This window comes from Actinosynnema sp. NPDC053489, from assembly GCF_044544865.1.
Classification (GTDB): domain Bacteria; phylum Actinomycetota; class Actinomycetes; order Mycobacteriales; family Pseudonocardiaceae; genus Actinosynnema.
In genome coordinates this window covers 41623-58964 of sequence record NZ_JBITXT010000024.1, presented here as the reverse complement: position 1 = coordinate 58964, position 17342 = coordinate 41623, and the positions used below count along the sequence as shown (strand labels likewise).

The 17342-nt window shown below is 72.4% G+C and carries 17 protein-coding genes; 12 read left to right on the top strand and 5 right to left on the bottom strand.

The window, feature by feature from the left end; all coding sequences use genetic code 11:
• Positions 1-104: 104 nt before the first annotated feature.
• Both ACIGNX_RS33915 and ACIGNX_RS33910 read right to left on the bottom strand, forming a co-directional pair.
• Positions 105-1178, bottom strand: coding sequence for an NADH-quinone oxidoreductase subunit D (locus ACIGNX_RS33915; protein WP_396545516.1), 1074 nt, complete (start codon positions 1176-1178; stop codon positions 105-107).
• A gap of 16 nt (positions 1179-1194) precedes the next feature.
• The gene (locus ACIGNX_RS33910) at positions 1195-1620 is read right to left on the bottom strand and encodes a MarR family winged helix-turn-helix transcriptional regulator (RefSeq protein ID WP_396545518.1); all 426 of its coding nucleotides are present in this window, start codon (positions 1618-1620) and stop codon (positions 1195-1197) included.
• A 64-nt stretch (positions 1621-1684) separates the two neighbouring features.
• Here ACIGNX_RS33910 and ACIGNX_RS33905 point away from each other — a divergent pair, with 64 nt between their 5' ends.
• On the top strand, positions 1685-2008 hold the full coding sequence (locus ACIGNX_RS33905; protein WP_396545514.1) for a cupin domain-containing protein: 324 nt from the start codon (positions 1685-1687) through the stop codon (positions 2006-2008).
• Between the two features lie 16 nt (positions 2009-2024).
• On the opposite strand, the gene ACIGNX_RS33900 is transcribed toward ACIGNX_RS33905, so the two are convergent.
• A complete protein-coding gene (locus tag ACIGNX_RS33900; RefSeq protein ID WP_396545512.1) occupies positions 2025-3086 on the bottom strand; it encodes an SAM-dependent methyltransferase in 1062 nt (353 codons plus the stop codon).
• A gap of 28 nt (positions 3087-3114) precedes the next feature.
• On the opposite strand from ACIGNX_RS33900, the gene ACIGNX_RS33895 reads away from it, so the two are divergent.
• The 5 genes from ACIGNX_RS33895 (at position 3115) to ACIGNX_RS33875 (ending at position 7480) form a co-directional block, all read left to right on the top strand.
• Positions 3115-4287, top strand: coding sequence for a PrsW family intramembrane metalloprotease (locus ACIGNX_RS33895; RefSeq protein ID WP_396545510.1), 1173 nt, complete (start codon positions 3115-3117; stop codon positions 4285-4287).
• Between the two features lie 93 nt (positions 4288-4380).
• Entirely contained in the window at positions 4381-5289 is a 909-nt protein-coding gene (locus ACIGNX_RS33890; RefSeq protein WP_396545508.1) for a Rossmann-like and DUF2520 domain-containing protein, read from the top strand.
• The gene (gene panC, locus ACIGNX_RS33885) at positions 5286-6176 is read left to right on the top strand and encodes a pantoate--beta-alanine ligase (protein WP_396545506.1); all 891 of its coding nucleotides are present in this window, start codon (positions 5286-5288) and stop codon (positions 6174-6176) included. The genes ACIGNX_RS33890 and panC overlap by 4 nt, the downstream gene beginning before the upstream one ends.
• An 11-nt stretch (positions 6177-6187) precedes the next feature.
• Positions 6188-6682 (top strand): aspartate 1-decarboxylase, encoded by a 495-nt coding sequence (gene panD / locus ACIGNX_RS33880; RefSeq protein WP_396545504.1) that lies wholly within the window; start codon positions 6188-6190, stop codon positions 6680-6682.
• 12 nt (positions 6683-6694) lie between these two features.
• Positions 6695-7480: a type III pantothenate kinase gene (locus ACIGNX_RS33875; protein ID WP_396545502.1), complete on the top strand. Its 786-nt coding sequence runs from the start codon at positions 6695-6697 to the stop codon at positions 7478-7480.
• Position 7481: 1 nt separating this feature from the next.
• Here ACIGNX_RS33875 and ACIGNX_RS33870 read toward each other — a convergent pair whose 3' ends face one another.
• The gene (locus tag ACIGNX_RS33870) at positions 7482-8240 is read right to left on the bottom strand and encodes a class I SAM-dependent methyltransferase (protein WP_396545500.1); all 759 of its coding nucleotides are present in this window, start codon (positions 8238-8240) and stop codon (positions 7482-7484) included.
• A 62-nt stretch (positions 8241-8302) separates the two neighbouring features.
• Here ACIGNX_RS33870 and lysS point away from each other — a divergent pair, with 62 nt between their 5' ends.
• The 5 genes from lysS to ACIGNX_RS33845 all read left to right on the top strand — a co-directional run bounded on the left by lysS (position 8303) and on the right by ACIGNX_RS33845 (position 13376).
• Positions 8303-9814 carry a lysine--tRNA ligase gene (gene lysS, locus ACIGNX_RS33865; protein WP_396545498.1) on the top strand — a complete coding sequence of 504 codons (1512 nt, stop codon included), beginning with the start codon at positions 8303-8305 and terminating at the stop codon, positions 9812-9814.
• A 114-nt stretch (positions 9815-9928) separates the two neighbouring features.
• On the top strand, positions 9929-10279 hold the full coding sequence (locus ACIGNX_RS33860; protein WP_396545496.1) for an Lsr2 family protein: 351 nt from the start codon (positions 9929-9931) through the stop codon (positions 10277-10279).
• A 258-nt stretch (positions 10280-10537) separates the two neighbouring features.
• Positions 10538-11527: a FecCD family ABC transporter permease gene (locus tag ACIGNX_RS33855; protein ID WP_396545494.1), complete on the top strand. Its 990-nt coding sequence runs from the start codon at positions 10538-10540 to the stop codon at positions 11525-11527.
• Positions 11524-12573, top strand: coding sequence for a FecCD family ABC transporter permease (locus ACIGNX_RS33850; protein WP_396545492.1), 1050 nt, complete (start codon positions 11524-11526; stop codon positions 12571-12573). The genes ACIGNX_RS33855 and ACIGNX_RS33850 overlap by 4 nt, the downstream gene beginning before the upstream one ends.
• Complete coding sequence (locus tag ACIGNX_RS33845) at positions 12570-13376, top strand: ABC transporter ATP-binding protein (protein ID WP_396545490.1); 807 nt, start codon at positions 12570-12572, stop codon at positions 13374-13376. Before ACIGNX_RS33850 ends, ACIGNX_RS33845 begins: the two co-directional genes overlap by 4 nt.
• 215 nt (positions 13377-13591) lie before the next feature.
• Here ACIGNX_RS33845 and ACIGNX_RS33840 read toward each other — a convergent pair whose 3' ends face one another.
• The gene (locus ACIGNX_RS33840) at positions 13592-14392 is read right to left on the bottom strand and encodes a (2Fe-2S)-binding protein (protein ID WP_396545488.1); all 801 of its coding nucleotides are present in this window, start codon (positions 14390-14392) and stop codon (positions 13592-13594) included.
• A 351-nt stretch (positions 14393-14743) separates the two neighbouring features.
• Here ACIGNX_RS33840 and ACIGNX_RS33835 point away from each other — a divergent pair, with 351 nt between their 5' ends.
• Positions 14744-17302: an ATP-dependent Clp protease ATP-binding subunit gene (locus ACIGNX_RS33835; protein ID WP_396545486.1), complete on the top strand. Its 2559-nt coding sequence runs from the start codon at positions 14744-14746 to the stop codon at positions 17300-17302.
• The last annotated feature ends 40 nt before the right edge of the window (positions 17303-17342 follow it).

The following is a 17342-nucleotide window of genomic DNA, read 5'->3' as shown; positions in this document are numbered from 1 at the left end:
GCGATGGCTGCACACCTACAATCACCACCGCGGCCACACCGCACTCAAGGGCCTACCACCCGCCAGCCGCGTCCCCAACCTCACGGGGCAGTACAACTAGCGCGTCACTTGTCGATGTCGCCGACGACCACGGCGAACGACCCGAGCACCGCGGGCAGGTCCGCCACCTCCGTGCCGGGCAGCAGCGCGGACAGCGCCTGCACGTTGTTGAACGACGGCGTGCGCAGCTTCAGCCGCCACGGCGTCTTCTCGCCGCGTGACGCGAGGTGCACGCCCGACGTGCCCAGCGGGGCCTCGACCCACGTGTAGACCGAGCCCTCGGGCGCTTTGACCGCCTTGGGCAGGCGCAGGTTCACCGGCCCGGTCGGCAGGTCGTCCAGGCACCGGCCGGCCAGCGCGACGGACTGGTGCACCTCGTCCACCAGGCAGCGGACGCGGGCCAGCGCGTCGCCCTCCGCGCGGACCACCGGGCGCACGCCCAGGTTCCGGTAGCCGGGCAGCGGGTCGTCGCGGCGCAGGTCGAAGTCCACTCCGGACGCCCGTCCGATCGGGCCGGTCACCCCGAACGCCAGCGCCGCGTCCCGGTCGAGGACTCCCAGGCCCGCCAACCCCTCCGGCGCCTCACCGGGGTCCACAGTGGACAGCACCTCGCGGACGCGACCGGTCCAGCCGGCCGGCACGTCCTCGCGCAGCCCGCCGATCCGGTTGGCCATGAAGTGGATCCGCCCGCCCGACGCCTCCTCCAGCACGGCCTGCACCGCGTCCCGGTCGCGCGCCCCGGTGAGCGGGGCGAGGAACACCAGGTGCGCCATGATGCGGTTCAGCTCGCACAGCAGCACGCGCAGCACCTGGGCGCGCGGTGGCACGTCCATCCCGGTCATCCGCTCCACGGCCAGCGCGACCACCAGCTCGTTGCAGAAGGCGGCGAGCCAGTCGTGCCGGTTGGCCAGGGTGAGGACCTGCCGGTAGTCGCGGACCTCGAACAGCTTCTCCGCGCCCCGGTGCAGGTGCCCGACGAGCGGGGTGGCGGCGGTGATGACCCCGTCGTCGCGGACGGTCAGGCGCAGCCGGTACGCGCCGTGCGCCGACGGGTGCAGGGGGCCGAGGTCGACCACCCGGTCCACGCCGAGGTGGCGTGCTCCCGCGCCCACGCCAACGGTGATCTCCACGTCCGTCATCGTCGCACGGCCGCCGTCACCAGACGGGGCGCAGGCCGCCGGTCGCGCCGGCGAGGTAGGTCTCCAGTGCTTCCCGCAGCACGGCCAGTTGGCGCGCGCCGACGACGTCGGCGAACTCCGCCTCGAGCTCGGCCCACAGCTCGTCGGCGAGCCGCAGGTAGGAGCGGCCCTTGCCGGTGAGGGCGAGGGCGTGGGCGCGGCGGTCGGTCGGGTGCGCGGTCCGGTGGACGTAGCCCCACTCGACCAGCTCGGCGACGGTCCTGGTCGCGGCCTGCTTGGAGACGCCCAGGTGGCTCGCGAGGTCGACGGCGGTGGCGGAGGGCTGGTCGGCGAGGTAGCGGAAGGCGTAGCCGTGCGCCGGGCGCAGCGGTTCGAGGTCGCGTTCGGCCAGCCGTTCGTGGAAGCGGTCGGTCATCACGCGGAACGTCCTGGCGAACAACATCGACACGGGCTCCACGGTCGCCTAGTCTGCAACTGGACAACTAAGTTGACTAGTTTGGAGAGCGATGTTCGAGCGCCACGGGTTCGTGTTCCACCCCTGCGCCACCCCGTCGCGGGGCGGTAGCACGCAGATCGCGCTGTGGACGGTGGAGGTGCCGGCCGACGCCGCGAGCGAGCGGCACGAGGTCGACAAGGAGGAGGTCTTCCACGTCCTGGAGGGGGAGGTGACGATCAACGAGGTGGCGGCGGTCGCCGGGGACACCGTCGTCGTCCCGCCGCACGTGGAGTTCCAGCTCGTCGGCGGGCCGGCGAGGGTGCTGGTGGCCACGTCGGTCGGGATCACCGGTTCGGTGCGGGGGCAGCGGCTGACGCCGCCCTGGTCGCTGTAGGTCCCCGGGTCGCCGGTCAGGGCCGCCACGGGGGCAGGGGCGGCAGGAGGGCCGACACGGGCACGCCGACGCCGTGCAGCAGCCAGCCGAACGCCCCCAACCCGCCCGGGTCCCGCAGCTCGGCCACCCGCGACGCCCGCTCCGCCGCCGCCAACCACGCCAACCCGGCCGCCACCCGCCCGCGCCCGTCCACGCCGGTGCCTTCGCCCGGCCCGGCCGCGGTCCCGAGCCCGGCCGGTTCGATCGAGGTGCCCGATCCGGTCGCCGGGTCCGGTTCGGCCAGCGGGGCGTGAGCCACCGCCGCACCGGCCAGTGGCGGCGGTGGCGCGGTGCCGGCCAGGCCCAGCGCCCCCAGGGCGTCCCGCTGCGAGACCAGCACCCACTCCCCGCCGGCCGCCTCGGCGCACGCGTCCAGCGCCACGTGCGCCGTCAGGTCGCAACTCCCGTCGAACACCGGCTCCACCCGCCGCCCACCCCGGTACGCGGCGAACGTCCCGCCCGCGTACCGCCCCGCCACCCGGTCCTCCCGCAGGTGCCCGTAGTCGACCGCCAGCGCCGCACCGCGCGCCACCCGCGACACCGCGTCCGCCCACGCCGCGTCCCGCGGCTCGCCGACCTCGGCCCGCTCCCCGTCCCGCACCGGCCACCACCGGTCCAGCCACGGGTGGGTGAACGGCCCCGTCACCGCCGGGCACGGCACCGCGTCCAGCCACTCGTGCCCGACCAGCAGCCCGCACACCGACGACGGCAGGTCCCGCCGCCACCGCACCCCCGGCACCGACCGCGCCGGACCCACGTCCACCGCCGTCACGACCAGCCGCGCGGCCAGCGGACCCGACGCCGACGACCGCACCGCGCCCGCCAGCTCACCGCCGCCCGCGCCCACGTCCACGAAGTCCAGCCGAGCCGGCCTGCCGAGGGCGAAGTCCACCCGATCGAGCAGCAGGAGCAGCGCTTCGGCCAGCTCAGGGCCGATCAGCGGCGCGGTGCGGAAGTGGTCCGCGGGGACCTCGCCGCGCGTGAAGAAACCCGAGGGCCCGTACAGCGCCTCCCGCCACAGGGCTTCCGACTCCACCACCGGTCAAGTGTCCCTTTAAAGTTCCCCCGTGAGCACTCCCGCCCGCAAGCGAGTCGACCAGCAGCGCTGGACCGTCCTGCTCCCGGTCCTGGGCCTGGTCGCGCTGGGCGTGTGCGGGCTGGTCCTGTTCGGCCTGGGCACGTCCCGGACGGGCCTGCTGCCGATCCTGGTCGGCGCGGTGGCCGCGCTGCTGCCCGTCCTCGCCGTGATCGGCGCGTACCTGTGGGTCGACCGCTGGGAGCCGGAGCCCGCCAGGATCCTGCTGCTGGCGTTCCTCTGGGGCGCGTGCGGCGCGACGATCACCTCCCTGGTGTTCAACCAGACCGCGCACGTGCTCGGCCAGCTCATCAACGGCGACGACGGCAGCACGTTCGCCGCCGTGGTGGGCGCGCCGATCACCGAGGAGGCCGCGAAGGCGGCGTTCATCGTGGTGCTGTTCCTGCGCCGCCGGCAGGAGTTCGACGGCGTGGTGGACGGCGTGGTGTACGCGGGCGTCACGGCCGCGGGCTTCGCGTTCACCGAGAACATCTGGTACTTCGCCCGCGTCTTCTCCGACAGCGGGTTCGGCGACCTGGGCAGCGGCGTGATCGCGCTGTTCATCCTGCGGGGCGTGCTCTCGCCGTTCGCGCACCCGCTGTTCACGTCGATGACCGGCATCGGGATCGGCATCGCCGCCCTGAGCGGCAGCAGGCGGGTCCAGGTCGCCGCGCCCGTGCTGGGCTACCTCGGCGCGGCCGGGCTGCACTCGCTGTGGAACTTCTCCACCACCGTCGGCACCGGCTCCACGTTCATCAACCTGTACTTCCTGATCATGGTGCCGGTCTTCGCGGGCATGGTGCTGATGGTCGTCTGGCAGCGCCGCCGGGAGCAGCGGATCGTCGCGGGCCAGCTGCCGGCCATGGCGGCCAACAAGTGGATCGCCTCCAGCGAGGTCACCCTGCTGGCGAGCCTGCAGGGCCGCAGCCGGTGGCGGCGCGCGGTGAGGCGCAAGGTCGGCGACGAGGCGGCCAAGGCGGTCGCGGGCTACCAGGTGGCGGCCACGGAGCTGGCGTTCCTGCGGCACCGCATGGCCAACGGCACGGCGGGCAACGACGCGGAGGAACGTCACGCCAAGCTGCTCGCCGCCCTCGTCGCCGCACGTCAGGCGGCCGTGGACGCGCCGGGCGCGCTGAAGGCCGCGGGTGGCGTTCGTCGCAGTTGACGGTCCACCCCGACCCGCCGGATTACGCTCGCGGCCGTCGTCCGGTACCCGAAGCCTCGGGCCTGGAACGCCGCCTTGAAGGAGTTACGTCGCATGGACGCGACCCCCCGCCCCGCGCGGTTGGCCGTGGGAGTGATCTCCGCCGGCCGGGTGGGTTCGGTGCTGGGCGCCGCGCTGGCCCGGTCGGGGCACGTCGTGAGCGCCGTCTCCGCCGTGTCCCGCGCCTCGTTGCGGCGTGCCGAGGAGCTGCTGCCGGACGTGCCGGTGCTGTCGCCGCCCGAGGTGGCCGCCTCCGCCGACCTGGTGCTGCTCGCCGTGCCCGACGACGAGCTGCCGGGCCTGGTCCGCGGCCTCGTCGCCACCGGTTCGCTGCGCGCCGGCCAGATCGTCGTGCACACCAGCGGCGCGCAGGGCGTGGAGGTGCTGCGGCCGGCCGCCGAGCTGGGCGCGCTGTGCATGGCCCTGCACCCCGTGATGACGTTCACCGGCCGGGTCGAGGACGTGCAGCGGGTCAACGCCTGCTCCGTCGGCGTCACCGCGGCCGACGACGACGAGATCGCCTGGCGGGTCGGCGAGGCGCTGGTGGTGGAGATGTCCGCCGAGCCGGTGCGCGTGCCCGAGGCGGCCCGCCCGCTCTACCACGCGGCCCTCGCGCACGGCGCGAACCACCTGATCACCCTGGTCGCCGACTGCGCCGACCTGCTGCGCGGCGCGGGCATCGCCGACGCCGAGCGGATGCTCGGCCCGCTGCTGTCCGCCGCGCTCGACAACGCCCTGCGGCACGGCGACCGCGCGCTCACGGGCCCCGTCGCGCGGGGCGACGCGGGCACCGTGGCCAAGCACCTGGCCGTGCTCGCCGGGGCGGCCTCCGACACCGGCGTCGACGCGCTGCCCGCCTACCGGGTGCTCGCGCTCCGCACCGCGGCGCGCGCCCGGGCCGCCGGGCTGCTCAAGCCGGAACTCGCGTCCGAAGTCCGCACCACCCTAGAGGGACAGGCATGACCAAGCCGCTCACCAAGGACGACTACACGCCGAACGACGTGACGGTGCACCGCGACCCGGAACGGTTGCGCCGCGTCACCAGGGCGTTGAAGGCGGCCGGTCGCAACATCGCGCTGGTGCCGACCATGGGCGCGCTCCACGAGGGTCACCGCAAGCTGATCCGCGAGGCGCACGTCATGCAGAACACCGTGGTCGTCGTCTCCATCTTCGTGAACCCGACCCAGTTCGGCCCGAACGAGGACTTCGACCGCTACCCGCGCAGCTTCGAGTCCGATGTGGACATCTGCCGCGCGGAGCGCGCCGGGCTGGTGTTCGCGCCGTCGGTGGAGGACATGTACCCGCCCGGCGGCACGGTCACCGTGCACCCCGGCCCGCTCGGCGACGAGCTGGAGGGCCGCACCCGGCCCGGTCACTTCGCCGGCGTGCTGTCCGTGGTGGCCAAGCTGTTCAACATCGTCCAGCCGACCTACGCGGTGTTCGGCGAGAAGGACTACCAGCAGCTCACGCTGATCCACCGGATGGCGCGCGACCTGAACTTCCCGCTGGACGTGGTGGGCGTGCCGACCGTGCGCGAGCCGGACGGCCTGGCGCTGTCCTCGCGCAACCGCTACCTGTCCGAGGAGGAGCGCACCGCCGCGACCGCGCTGTCCGCCGCCCTGGTGGCGGGCTCGTACGTCAGCGGCCAGGGCGCGGAGGCGGTGCTGCGGGCCGCGCGGGACACGCTCGCCGCGGCGCCCGGCGTCGAGCTCGACTACCTGGAGCTGCGCGCGCCCGACCTCGGTCCGGCGCCGGAGAACGGCGACGCCCGCCTGCTGGTGGCCGCCCGCGTCGGCTCCACCCGACTGATCGACAACGTCGCCGTGCTGCTCGGCACCGGCGACGAGTGAGGGGGACGGCCATGTTCCGCACCATGTTGAAGTCGAAGATCCACCGCGCCACAGTGACCCAGGCCGACCTGCACTACGTCGGTTCCGTCACGGTGGACGAGGACCTGATGGAGGCCGCCGACCTGCTGGCCGGCGAGCAGGTCGCGATCGTCGACGTCACCAACGGCGCGCGCTTGGAGACCTACGTCATCCCCGGCGCGCGCGGCACGGGCGTGATCGGCATCAACGGCGCGGCGGCGCACCTGGTCAAGCCGGGTGACCTGGTGATCCTCATCGCCTACGGGCAGATGGACGACGCCGAGGCGCGGGCGTACGAACCGAAGGTGGTCTTCGTCGACGCCGACAACAAGGTGGTCGAGCTGGGCGCCGACCCGGCGCACGCGCCGGCGGGTTCCGGGCTGGTCAACGGGTCGACCACCGCGGTCGTCCCGGCGCAGCCGGAGCCGGTGGCGGCGGAGACCGAGGACGCGGCGGCGCTGGACGCGTTGATCCAGGCCGAGGACTAGGGGGAACGCGCAGTGCTGCTCGCGATCGACGTCGGCAACACCAACATCGTGCTCGGCCTGTACGACGGCACGGGCGACTCCGCCAGGCTGCTGCGGGACTGGCGGATGCGCACCGACGCCCGGATGACCGCCGACGAGCTGGCGCTGACCATGCGCGGCCTGCTCGGCGAGTACGCCGACGCGATCACCGGCATCTCGGCGCTGTCCACCGTGCCCGCGGTGCTGCGCGAGCTGCGGGTGATGCTCGGCCGGTACTACTCCACCGTGCCGAAGGTGCTGGTGGAACCGGGTGTGCGCACCGGCGTGCCGCTGCTCGTGGACAACCCCAAGGAGGTCGGCTCCGACCGGGTGATCAACACGCTGGCCGCGCACCACCTGCACAGCACGGCGTGCGTCGTGGTCGACTTCGGCACGTCCACGAACCTGGACGTGATCTCGGCCAAGGGCGAGTTCCTCGGCGGCGCGCTCGCGCCGGGCATCGAGATCTCCGTGGACGCGCTGGCCGCCCGCGCCGCCCAGCTGCGCAAGGTGGAGCTGGTGCGGCCCCGGTCAGTGATCGGCAAGAACACGGTGGAGTGCCTGCAGTCCGGCATCGTCTACGGGTTCGTCGGCCAGGTCGACGGCCTGGTCCGCCGGATCGTGGACGAGTTGCAGCAGAGCGAGCCGGGACCGGTGGCGGTCATCGCGACCGGCGGCCTCGCCCCGCTGGTGGTGGCGGAGTCGGCCGAGATCCGGTCGCACGTGCCGGACCTGACCCTGCTGGGCCTGCGGCTGGTGTTCGAGCGCAACCGCGCCTGAGTCAGGCGACCCGGCGCAGCCGCTTCACGTAGGTGGTGAGCGGGAAGTCGAACTCGCCCGTGGCGGTCTCGGGGCGCGACTTGAGGAACGCGAGCACCCGCGCGTTCAGCTCGGCGCGCTCCTCCTCCCCGATCACCAGCACGTGCGAGTGCGTGTTGATCGTCGCCACCGCGGACTCGGCGGTGCGCCGGTGCAGGTGCCGGAAGACGCGGTTCGCGGTGCCGGTGAACAGCTCGTGCTCCGGCACCGGGTCGCGCTGCACGTCGGGCACGGCGGTCACGCTGCCCCTGGCGACCGCGACGAACTCCGCCACCCACGGCACCGAGTCGTCGAAGTCGTTCCACAGCGCGGCGAGCACGCCGCCCGGCCGCAGCACCCGGGCGATCTCGGCCATCGCGCGGTCGGCGTCGAACCAGTGGAACGCCTGCCCGACCACCACCGCGTCGACCGTGTGGTCCCGCACCGGGATGCGCTCCGCGCTGCCGGGCAGCGCGCGCACCGCGCGGTGGTGGCGCACCAGCTCCGACAGCATGCCCTCGTCCGGCTCGACGGCCGTCACGTGGTGGCCCTCGGCGATCAGCACGCCGGTCAGCTTGCCGGTGCCCGCCGCGAGGTCCAGCACCTCGCGCGGTCCCGGGCCCACCGGCTCCAGCGACCACCGAACGGCCTCGACCGGGTAGTCCGGCCGGTGTTGCGCGTATGCCGACGCGTGCGCCCCGAAGGAGTTCGCCCGCCGTGCCCGCAAGTCGTCACCCGTCACCACCCCGAGCCTAGCGAGATCCGGTTCGATTTCCCGAGAGGTCTTTCCGTACTCTTCGTCCTGTGAGTGAGCAGCCAGCGACCGGTTCCGCGACCAGCGACGACGATCTCCCCGAGCAGCTGAGGGTGCGCCGGGAGAAGCGGGCGCGACTGCTGGAACGCGGTGTCGACCCGTATCCGGTCGAAGTAGCGCGCACGCACACGTTGCGCGAGGTGCGCGAAGCGCACCAGGGCCTGGAACCGGACACGTCCACCGGTGACGTGGTCGGGGTGACCGGCCGGGTCATGTTCATCCGCAACACCGGCAAGTTGTGCTTCGCCACGCTGCGCGAGGGCGACGGCACCGAACTGCAGGCCATGCTGAGCCTGAACGGCGTGGGCGAGCAGGCGCTCGCCGAATGGAAGTCCGACGTCGACCTGGGCGACCACGTATTCGTGCACGGCGAGGTCATCACGTCCCGCCGCGGCGAACTGTCCGTGATGGCGGACCGGTGGTCGATGGCGGCGAAGGCGTTGCGCCCGCTGCCGGTCGCGCACAAGGAACTCGCCGAGGAAACCCGCATTCGCCAGCGGTACGTCGATCTGATCCTGCGCGAGCAGGCCAGGAACACGGTCCGCAACCGGGCCGCGGTGGTCCGCTCGTTGCGGGAGTCGTTCCACCGCCGTGGTTTCGTCGAAGTCGAGACCCCGATGTTGCAGACGTTGCAGGGCGGCGCCACCGCCCGGCCGTTCGTGACCCGGTCGAACGCGCTGGACATCGACCTGTTCCTGCGGATCGCGCCGGAGCTGTACCTCAAGCGGTGCGTGGTCGGCGGTATCGAGAAGGTCTTCGAGATCAACCGCAACTTCCGCAACGAGGGCATGGACTCGTCCCATTCGCCCGAGTTCTCGATGTTGGAGTACTACGAGGCGTACGCCACGTACGACACCAACGCCGTGCTGACCCGCGAGCTGATCCAGGAAGCCGCGATGGCGGTGGCCGGTTCGCACGTCGTGACGCTGGCCGACGGTTCCGAGTACGACCTCGGCGGCGAGTGGACCACGTTGGGCATGTACGAGTCGTTGTCCGCGGCGGCGGGCGAAGAAGTCACGCCCGAAACCACTCCGGAGCGGCTGCGGGAGCTCGCCGACAAGCACGGCCTGGAGACCGACCCGAAGCTCGGGCACGGCAAGCTGGTCGAAGAGCTGTGGGAGCACCTGGTGGGCGACACCCTGCACGCGCCCACGTTTGTGCGCGATTTCCCGGTGGAGACCTCGCCGCTCACCCGCCAGCACCGCACCCGTCCGGGTGTGGCCGAAAAGTGGGACCTGTACGTGCGCGGTTTCGAGTTGGCCACGGGATACTCCGAACTGGTGGACCCGGTGGTGGAGCGCGAGCGGTTGGAAGCCCAGGCCCGCCTTGCCGCGACCGGTGACGCCGAGGCCATGCCGGTCGACGAAGACTTTCTGCGATCGCTGGAGTACGGAATGCCACCGAGCGGTGGCGTGGGAATGGGCATCGACCGGCTGCTGATGGCGCTCACCGGTCTCGGTATCCGGGAGACGATCCTGTTCCCCCTCGTGCGCCCGGAATGAGTAACTTCTCGGACTCCGGGCGGCGCATTCCCGCACTTGTGCGCTAACCTGCACTCGCCAATGCTTTAGGTCGCGGTCGGGGAACACCGCGCATTCGAGTCCAGGAGGATACGCATGGCGCAGAAGGTCACCGTGACCCTGGTCGATGACCTGGACGGTGGGAAGGCCGAGGAGACGGTCGGCTTCGGATTGGACGGTGTGTCCTACGAGATCGACCTTTCTGCGGACAATGCGTCCAGGCTCCGCGACGCCCTCGCCGACTTCGTCGCCAGCGCCCGCAAGGCGGGCGGTCGCAAGCGCGGCCCGGGTCGCCCGGCCGGTGTGAAGGCGGCGGCCCGTCCGGCTTCGGCGGATCGCGAGCAGAACCAGGCGATTCGGGAGTGGGCCCGCAAGCAGGGCATGAAGGTGTCCGATCGCGGTCGCATCCCGGCCGAGGTGCTGGAGGCTTACCACCAGCAGGGCTGACGCCAGTCGCGGTCGTGGTGAAGACCACGGCAATTACGTCGATCGACGAAGGGGCGCCGGATTCTCCGGCGCCCCTCGGTTGTTTTCCGGTACTCGCGCCGGCGCGGTGAAGATCCATTCCGGAGATCACCCGCGCGGGCGCTCGAGTGATCTTCCCGTGGTCCGTTCGGCGGTACGGTCCGTGCCCGGTCCCGTTCGGACCGCGTTCGGTTAGGCTCACCTCACCGAACGACCGGGAGCGGGGGAGGAACGAGCGCGTTGGCCCTCCGCAGCACCCGCCTGGTCCTGCTCGTCGGGCTCCTCGCCCTGGTCGCGCTCGCCAGCGTCGCCATCGGCGCGAAGGACGTCCCGCTCGCCGACGTGTGGCACGCGCTGACCGCGCCCGCCGGGCTGGAGAACGACCTGGTGATCCGCGAGCTGCGGGTGCCGCGGACCCTGCTGGGCATCGCGGTGGGCGTGGCGCTGGGCGTCGGCGGCGCGTTGATGCAGGGCCACACCCGCAACCCGCTCGCCGACCCGGGCATCCTCGGCGTCACGCAGGGCGCGGCGTTCGCGGTGGTGCTGTCGATCTTCACGCTGGGCGTGACCGACCTCTACGGGTACGTGTGGTTCGCCTTCGGCGGCGCGCTCGTGGCCAGCGTCGTGGTGTTCCTGCTCGGCTCGGGCCGCGGCGGGCCGACCCCGGTCACGCTGGCGCTGGCCGGCGCGGCGGTCAGCGCGCTCATGCAGGGCCTGGTGTCCGCGCTGGTGCTGCTGGACCGGCAGAGCCTCGACGCGTTCCGGTTCTGGCAGGTCGGCGGCATCGCCGGGCGCGACCTCGACCTGCTGTGGCAGGTGCTGCCGTTCCTCGCGCTCGGGCTCGTGCTCGCGGCGGCCAACGCCACCGGCCTCAACGCGCTGGCCCTCGGCGACGACGTGGCCAGGTCCCTCGGCCAGCGGGTGGCGGCGACCAGGATCGTCGGCGTGGTCGCCACGACGTTGCTGGTGGGCGGTGCGGTGGCGGTGTGCGGGCCGATCGGGTTCCTCGGGCTCGTAGTGCCGCACGCGGCGCGGGCGCTGACCGGGCCGGACCACCGGTGGCTGCTGCCGTTCGCCGGGGTGCTCGGCGCGATCGTGCTGCTGGTGGCCGACGTCGTGGGGCGGGTGGTGGCCAGGCCCGGCGAGCTGGAGGTCGGCGTCGTCATGGCCCTGGTCGGCGCGCCCTTCTTCATCGCCCTGGTGCGGCGGCGGAAGCTGGTGAAGCTGTGACCGGCTTCCGGCTGGGACCGGTGTCCGGGCGGCTGCGGTGGCGGCCGGCCGCCGTGGTGGTCGCGGGGCTCGCGCTCGTGGTGCTGGCCGGGGCGGTGGGCGTGGCCCGCGGCGACTTCCCGATCCCGCTGGGCCAGGTGTTCGACGTGCTGCTGGGCGGCGGGCAGCGCGGGCAGCGGTTCATCGTGCTGGACCTGCGCCTGCCCCGGGCGTTGACCGGCGTGTTCGTCGGCGCGGCGCTCGGGCTGGCCGGTGCGGTGTTCCAGTCGGTCGCGCGCAACCCGCTGGCCAGCCCGGACATCCTCGGCGTCACCTGGGGCGCGGCTGCGGGCGCGGTCACGGCCATCACGTTCGGCGGCTCGATGGGCGCGGTCGGCGGGACGTTGGCGACCGTCGGGGTGCCGCTGGCGAGCCTGGCGGGCGGGCTGGTGGCCGGCCTGCTGGTCCACGGGCTGGCGTGGCGGCGGGGCGTCGAGGGGTTCCGGCTGGTGCTCGTCGGCATCGGCGTCTCGGCGGTGACCGGCAACTTCACCCACTACCTGCTGACCGTCGGGGACGTGACCGACGCGGCGCGGGCGATGGTGTGGATCACCGGCAGCCTCAACGGGCGCGGGTGGGAGCACGTCGTGCCGGTCGGGCTGGCGCTGGCCGTGCTGGTGCCGGCGGCGCTGGTCGGCTCGCGGCTGCTGGGCGCGCTGCAGTTCGACGACGACACCGTGCGCGGGCTGGGCGTGCGGCTGAACGGGGCGCGCAGCGTGATGCTGCTGATCGCGGTCGTGCTGGCGGCCGTGGCCACGGCGGCGGCGGGCCCGGTGGCGTTCGTGGCGCTGGCGTCGCCGCAGATCGCGCTGCGGCTGGCCGGCTCCGCCACGCCGCCGCTGCTGGGGTCGGCCGTGGTCGGCGGGCTCCTCGTGGTGGTGTCGGACCTGGTGGCGAGGCTCGCGTTCGGCGGGTTCGAGCTGCCGGTGGGCGTGGTGACCGCGGTGCTCGGCGCGCCCTACCTCATGTACCTGCTCGTCCGCAGTCGCCGGGAGGCCCGGGTATGACCGCTGTTCGGCTGCGGGCGCAGTCGCTGTCCGTCGGGTACGGGGAGCGGCTGGTGGTGTCCGGGCTCGACCTGGACGTCCTGTCCGGTTCGGTGACGGCGGTCATCGGGCCGAACGGGTGCGGCAAGTCGACGCTGCTGCGGGCGCTGGGCCGGCTGCTGCCCGCGCGGGGCGGTGCCGTGCTGCTGGACGGCAAGCGGATCGACCGCACGCCGACCCGCGAGGTGGCGAAGGTGCTGGCGATGCTGCCGCAGTCGCCGCAGGCCCCGGAGGGGCTGACCGTGGCGGAGCTGGTGGCGCGCGGCCGGCACCCGCACCAGGCGTGGTACCGGCAGTGGTCGCCGGAGGACGAGGCCGCGGTCGCGGCGGCGCTGGACATGACCGGCATGGCGGAGCTGGCCGGGCGGACCGTGGACGAGCTGTCGGGCGGGCAGCGGCAGCGGGCGTGGATCTCGATGGCGCTGGCGCAGGGCACGGACCTGCTGCTGCTGGACGAGCCGACGACGTACCTGGACCTGGCGCACCAGATCGACGTGCTCGACCTCGTGCAGCGGCTGCACCGGGAGTTCGGCCGGACCGTGGTGATGGTGCTGCACGACCTGAACCTGGCGGCCCGGTACGCCGACCGCCTGGTCGCGATGAAGGACGGGCGGATCGTGGTGGCCGGCGCGCCGGCCGACGTGCTGACGGAGGCGAACCTGCTGGACGTGTTCGGCCTGGACGCCCGCGTGATCCCGGACCCGGTCTCCGCCACCCCGCTGGTCGTCCCGATCGGCCACCGCCACCGCACCCCCGAACCCTGACCCGTGTGTCGAACCTCCAAGCCTCGTGTGTCGAACGCCCGGGTCCCGCGTGTCGAACGCTCAGGACCCCCGAATTCACCGCTCAGGACGCGCCGGCAGGCCGCGAGCGTTGAACTCGGGGGTCCTGGAGGTTCGACACACGGGACCCGGGCGTTCGACACACGAGGCTTGAGCGTTCGACACACCGGGCCTCGGGGTTCGACACACGGGGTGGGTCAGGGGAGGCGGGGGCAGGTGGCGCAGGGTTCGGCGTTCGGCAGGGCGAAGTGGAAGCAGCAGCTCTCGCGGCGGCGGGTCCAGCCCGTCCCGGTGGCGCGCAGGGTCGACGCCGAGGTGAACGGGTCCAGCTTCGCCGGCAGCAGCAGCGCCGAGTCCGCCACGCCCGCCGTCTCGTCGCCGCACAGCTGACCGGCCGTCCACGCCGCGCTGTCCAGCGCGTCCGTCGCCGCCGCCCACAGCGTCCGCCGCCCCAGCCGCACGGTCGGCCCGAACACGCCCACGAACGCCGCCGCGTGCGCCGCGAACCGGGCCCGCAGCAACGCCGCCAGCGCCGTCTCGTCGGCCACGACGGTCGCCGCCGGGTGGTCGGCCTCCGGGTCGTCCGGCAGGCACGCGAACTCCTCGGCCAGCAGCGCCAGGCCCACGACGTGCGGCCGGCCGCCCCACGCCACCTTGACGGCCACGTCGGCGGGCCGCAGCGACGGCACCCGCCGCTCGGAGTGGAACAGCAGCCCGCCCGCCATCCCCACGACGCCGAGGTACCAGCTCATGACGTACCCGGCGGTGGTCCGGTCGGGCGCTTCCCCGTACTGCTCCCGAAGCCACTCCGCCAGCGCCTCGCGCCACGCGTCGAACCGCTCCGGCCCGCCGGTGAACTCCGAGCACAGCACCCAGCCACCGCGCTCCTCCGGCAGGCCGAACCGCGCCTCGAAGCCCTCGTACAGCGAGACCCTCCCGACGGACCGCGCGACGGGCGTCACCACGTCGCAGGTGCGGGTCTGCGCCGGTACGGTCATGTCCAGGAAGTCCTCTTCGTTCCGGTGGGGGCGATCGGATTGAAGGCATGCCTAACCTAACCCAGGCTCACCTAAGTTGTACCCCCGCGGTGACCCCGGTCACCCCCGGCGTCGCCGGACGGGGGGATGTTCGCGGTCAGCGGACAACCCCGGTTCCGTGGAATCCCGCTGGCAGATCACGCGTTGGTACCGATGTCAGAGATCCCCGAAGACGGCTGCCTGCGATCGGGAACTGAGAGTGTCGGCACTGGCGACTACAGTGGTCCCACGGTGCCGCGCTCTCCACGGTCAGCCAGACGGTCAGCCAGTGGTGAGCCCGAGGACCGCCGGCGCAGCAGTCAGGGAGTGCGAATGTTCGAAAGGTTCACCGACCGCGCGAGGCGGGTGGTTGTCCTGGCCCAGGAAGAGGCCAGGATGCTCAACCACAACTACATCGGCACCGAGCACATCCTCCTGGGGTTGATCCACGAGGGTGAAGGTGTCGCCGCCAAGGCGCTGGAGTCGTTGGGGATCGCGCTGGAGGGCGTCCGCCAGCAGGTCGAGGAGATCATCGGCCAGGGCCAGCAGGCCCCGTCCGGCCACATCCCCTTCACCCCGCGCGCCAAGAAGGTGCTCGAGCTGTCGCTGCGCGAGGCGCTCCAGCTCGGTCACAACTACATCGGCACGGAACACATCCTGCTCGGCTTGATCCGCGAGGGTGAGGGCGTCGCCGCCCAGGTGCTGGTCAAGCTCGGCGCGGACCTCAACCGGGTGCGCCAGCAGGTCCTCCAGCTCCTGTCCGGCTACTCCGGCGGCAAGGAGCCGGCCGAGTCCGGCGGCCGCGGTGAGGGCACCCCGTCCTCGTCCCTGGTCCTCGACCAGTTCGGGCGCAACCTGACCGCCAGCGCGCGGGAGGGCAAGCTCGACCCGGTGATCGGGCGCACCAAGGAGATCGAGCGGGTCATGCAGGTGCTGTCCCGCCGCACCAAGAACAACCCGGTCCTGATCGGCGAGCCCGGCGTGGGCAAGACCGCCGTGGTCGAGGGCTTGGCCCAGATGGTCGTCAAGGGCGAGGTGCCCGAGACGCTGAAGGACAAGCAGCTCTACACGCTCGACCTGGGTTCGCTGGTCGCGGGCTCGCGCTACCGCGGTGACTTCGAGGAGCGCCTCAAGAAGGTGCTCAAGGAGATCCGCACGCGCGGCGACATCATCCTGTTCATCGACGAGATCCACACCCTGGTGGGCGCCGGCGCGGCCGAGGGCGCGATCGACGCGGCGTCGATCCTCAAGCCCATGCTGGCCCGCGGCGAGCTGCAGACCATCGGCGCGACCACGCTCGACGAGTACCGCAAGTACGTCGAGAAGGACCCCGCCCTCGAGCGCCGGTTCCAGCCGATCCAGGTCGGCGAGCCGTCGCTGGAGCACACGATCGAGATCCTCAAGGGCCTGCGCGACCGGTACGAGGCGCACCACCGCGTCTCGATCACCGACTCGGCGCTGGTCGCGGCCGCCACGCTGGCCGACCGGTACATCAACGACCGGTTCCTGCCGGACAAGGCGATCGACCTGATCGACGAGGCGGGCGCGCGGATGCGCATCCGCCGGATGACCGCGCCGCCGGACCTGCGCGAGTTCGACGAGAAGATCGCCGACGTGCGCCGGGACAAGGAGTCCGCGATCGACGCGCAGGACTTCGAGCGCGCCGCGAAGCTCCGCGACCAGGAGAAGACGCTGCTCGGCCAGAAGGCCGAGCGGGAGAAGCAGTGGAAGGACGGCGACCTCGACGTCGTCGCCGAGGTGGACGACGAGCAGATCGCCGAGGTGCTGGCGAACTGGACCGGCATCCCCGTGTTCAAGCTCACCGAGGAGGAGACCACGCGTCTGCTCCGCATGGAGGACGAGCTGCACAAGCGGATCATCGGCCAGGTCGACGCCGTCAAGGCGGTCAGCCAGGCGATCCGCCGCACGCGGGCGGGTCTGAAGGACCCGAAGCGCCCGTCGGGCTCGTTCATCTTCGCCGGCCCGTCCGGCGTCGGCAAGACCGAGCTGTCCAAGGCGCTGGCGAACTTCCTGTTCGGCGAGGACGACGCCCTGATCCAGATCGACATGGGCGAGTTCCACGACCGGTACACGGCGTCGCGCCTGTTCGGTGCCCCTCCCGGGTACGTCGGCTACGAAGAGGGCGGCCAGCTCACCGAGAAGGTGCGCCGCAAGCCGTTCTCCGTGGTGCTGTTCGACGAGATCGAGAAGGCGCACCAGGAGGTCTACAACACGCTGCTCCAGGTGTTGGAGGACGGCCGCCTGACCGACGGTCAGGGCCGGACGGTGGACTTCAAGAACACCGTCATCATCTTCACGTCCAACCTGGGCACGTCGGACATCAGCAAGGCCGTGGGCTTGGGCTTCACCTCGGGTCAGGACACCGCGTCCAACTACGAGCGCATGAAGAACAAGGTCAACGACGAGCTGAAGAAGCACTTCCGGCCCGAGTTCCTCAACCGCATCGACGACATCATCGTCTTCCACCAGCTCACGCAGGACGAGATCATCAAGATGGTGGACCTGATGATCGCCCGCGTCGAGCAGCAGTTGAAGAACAAGGACATGGCGATCGAGCTCACCGATCGCGCGAAGAAGCTGCTGGCCAAGCGCGGGTTCGACCCGGTGCTCGGCGCCCGGCCGCTGCGTCGCACGATCCAGCGCGAGATCGAGGACCAGCTGTCGGAGAAGATCCTGTTCGGGGAGATCCAGCCCGGCCAGATCATCATCACCGACGTCGAGGGCTGGGACGGCGAGTCCGAGGCCGACGACAAGGCGCACTTCACCTTCCGCGGCGAGGCCAAGCCGCTGCGGGTGCCGGACGCCCCGCCGGTCGACCTGGCCGCCTCCGGTGGCGACTCGGGCGGCGACTCGGACGTCGAGTCCGCCTGACGCACGGCCGACGCAACGCCCCCCGGGTCCGCCCGGGGGG

What these genes read in the sequence shown, in the direction of transcription:
- ACIGNX_RS33905 (WP_396545514.1), top strand. Translation starts at nt 1,685, where the DNA reads ATGTTCGAGCGCCACGGGTTCGTGTTCCACCCCTGCGCCACCCCGTCG.
- ACIGNX_RS33860 (WP_396545496.1), top strand. Translation starts at nt 9,929, where the DNA reads ATGGCGCAGAAGGTCACCGTGACCCTGGTCGATGACCTGGACGGTGGG.
- ACIGNX_RS33910 (WP_396545518.1), bottom strand. Translation starts at nt 1,620, where the DNA reads ATGTTGTTCGCCAGGACGTTCCGCGTGATGACCGACCGCTTCCACGAA.
- ACIGNX_RS33915 (WP_396545516.1), bottom strand. Translation starts at nt 1,178, where the DNA reads ATGACGGACGTGGAGATCACCGTTGGCGTGGGCGCGGGAGCACGCCAC.
- panD (WP_396545504.1), top strand. Translation starts at nt 6,188, where the DNA reads ATGTTCCGCACCATGTTGAAGTCGAAGATCCACCGCGCCACAGTGACC.
- ACIGNX_RS33835 (WP_396545486.1), top strand. Translation starts at nt 14,744, where the DNA reads ATGTTCGAAAGGTTCACCGACCGCGCGAGGCGGGTGGTTGTCCTGGCC.
- panC (WP_396545506.1), top strand. Translation starts at nt 5,286, where the DNA reads ATGACCAAGCCGCTCACCAAGGACGACTACACGCCGAACGACGTGACG.
- ACIGNX_RS33840 (WP_396545488.1), bottom strand. Translation starts at nt 14,392, where the DNA reads ATGACCGTACCGGCGCAGACCCGCACCTGCGACGTGGTGACGCCCGTC.
- ACIGNX_RS33890 (WP_396545508.1), top strand. Translation starts at nt 4,381, where the DNA reads ATGGACGCGACCCCCCGCCCCGCGCGGTTGGCCGTGGGAGTGATCTCC.
- ACIGNX_RS33845 (WP_396545490.1), top strand. Translation starts at nt 12,570, where the DNA reads ATGACCGCTGTTCGGCTGCGGGCGCAGTCGCTGTCCGTCGGGTACGGG.